This window comes from Paenisporosarcina sp. P4_E4_2, assembly GCF_056401595.1.
In genome coordinates, this window is sequence record NZ_JBFUJC010000411.1 from 1 (window position 1) to 2,467 (window position 2,467).

2 protein-coding genes and 1 pseudogene are annotated in these 2,467 nt (G+C 38.5%); all 3 read left to right on the forward strand.

Annotated elements, in window-relative coordinates; translation table 11 throughout:
* Positions 1-490 (forward strand): N-acetyltransferase family protein (locus AC1DSB_RS17940; protein ID WP_477587273.1); only part of this gene is annotated, 490 nt, incomplete at its 5' end.
* Positions 491-514: 24 nt separating this feature from the next.
* Positions 515-1,327, forward strand: a complete 813-nt coding sequence (locus AC1DSB_RS17945; RefSeq protein ID WP_477587274.1) for a class I SAM-dependent methyltransferase — start codon at positions 515-517, stop codon at positions 1,325-1,327.
* 746 nt (positions 1,328-2,073) lie between these two features.
* Positions 2,074-2,467: pseudogene (locus tag AC1DSB_RS17950) on the forward strand (hypothetical protein); the annotation flags it as partial.

Sequence of the window (2,467 nt, forward strand, 5' to 3'; positions counted from 1 at the left end):
AGCTAACGTTACGGATGCAGAAGGTATCGCACGTGTGCATGTGGATTGCTGGAGAACTACTTATAAAGACATCGTCCCGGAAGAGTTTTTGAATAAACTCTCCTATGAAAATCGTACCCAGCTGTGGATTCAAAATATTTCAAACGAAACTAATTATGTGTTCGTAGCTGAACAGGAAGGGAAAATCGTTGGTTTTACTGATGGTGGAAAAGAAAAGTCAGGAAAATATCCAGGTTATATGGCTGATATTACGACGCTTTATATCTTGGAAGAATTTCAAGGCTTAGGAATGGGAAGGCAATTGCTGCAACAAGTCTTTTTGAAGCTTAAGGAAAATAATATGACATCCGCGCTCGTATGGGTATTGGAAGATAATCCTTCAAAATATTTCTACGAAACAATGGGTGCTAAAGTCATTGAAAACCAAAAAGACATTACAATTGGCGGCAAACAGTTAAATTTAATAGGGTATTGTTGGAGAAACATATAAGAGATCAAAAAAGGGGATTTGAAAATGAGTAAAATTATTGAGTACTATTCCAAGTTTGATGAATGGGGAAGACTTGACCGAGAGCCATTAGAGTTTCAGATTAATTGGCATTTCATTCAGAAATATATGCCGGCAACAGGCAGTGTGCTGGATAACGGAGCGGGACCTGGAAAATATGCAATGAGGCTGGCACACCAAGGATATGAAGTGACATTGACGGATTTAGTCCCTAGATTGGTTGAAGTTGCTCAAGATAAAGCAAAAGAAATGGATCTAGATGCACACTTTAATGGTTTTCACGTGGCCGACGCCAGAGATCTGTCCGTTTTGGCTGATGAGAAGTTTGATGCTGCACTTGCGCTTGGACCGATGTACCATTTGCAAAWAGAAGATGACCGACAAAAAGCGATTCAGGAACTGTACCGCGTGACAAAACAGGAAGGTATTGTGTTTGTTGCCTTTATGCCAAGAAGCAAGCATGTTCTGAGCTCTTTAATGAATCCTTGGAACTGGAGTCCAAACGATAAGATGGATGCGATAGTGGAATTCATGAAGACCGGTGAGTTTAATCATAGCGATGATGGCCGGTTTACGGGAGCATATTACTTTAATGTAGAGGATATTAAACCATTTATGGAGACCCAAGGGTTTGAGACATTGGATTTGATTGGATCGACCAATATTGGAACGCTTTTGACGAGCGAACAATGGGATTATTGGAGAAATCGTGGTGATGAAGAGTTCAATCAGTTGCTGGAGCTTCTGAAAGAAACAGCGAGTAATCCACATATGTTAGGCGTTTCTTCGCATTTGCTTTATATAGGGAAGAAGAAATAGTAAGTAATAAATTTGGGGAAATCACGTATTAAAAAAGGTTCCATTGGCTCCTCTAACTACGAACATACGTATGTTATAATGGCAAGGTAATAGAATAGGTACTCAAGGGTGGTTGGCTCATTCCCGTTCGAAAGGGGGTGGTGCCATGTCAGTATTCGAAGCATTAATGTTTGCATTATCGTTCGCAGCATTGATTGTGTCAATTCTGTCTTTTAACCATAAAAAATAACCCATCCTTGAGTTAGCCGCTCAGATGGGTTATTCCTACCATTTTGTAGCCAATCCCCTTGTAGGGAACCTGCTATTACGTCGATCGTTGGTGTTAGCGCACCAGCGATCTTTTTTATTTTACTCATATCTTACAATCAGTATACCAATTTCTTAGCTGTGTATCAAATACTGAGCAGCTAATGTAATTGATATTCTCACATTAGTGGCTCATCRAAAAGGATAAATATCCCATCTTTCTATAAAAAAATAGTCAAACATAGCCTTGTGTAAAATGAAATTCCAATTTAAAATGCCAAAATGGACGATCCAGAACATTTGTTTGTATAATGGGTTTAGCGTCATTTATCTATAGTTTTTCAGAAGAAGGGAGCAATAGCAATGCCTCGAAATCCTGGAATAACTGATGAAACCATAATATAACTGTACAAAGTAACATGTCTTTCAAAGAAATGAACTCAATTGTCGGACTTTCTGATCGTGCAATTCGTAATGTTCTATACAAGCATGGAATACCCATGAATAGAGAACAGTATTCAGGTCAACCAAGAAAACATCAAGTGAACAAGAATTTCTTTAAGGATTGGACGCATGAAATGGCATGGGTACTTGGTTTATTGGTTACTGATGGACACATTCATAATTCATTTCATAGTATTTTTTTTACTCAAAAAGATGAACGTATCCTGCGACTGATCGCCAACTATATGGAAGCAGATTATGTACTAACGCCATTTGGGAAAACTAAAACAGCAGCAACATTAATCATTAATTCGAAAGAAATAAAACAAGATCTTGAATCACTCGGAATTACGGCAAAGAAATCATTAAATGTGCCTTTCCCAAAGGTTTCAGAGAAGTTTTTGCCATCATTTGTACGTGGCGTTATTGATGGCGATGGCTGGGTAGGTC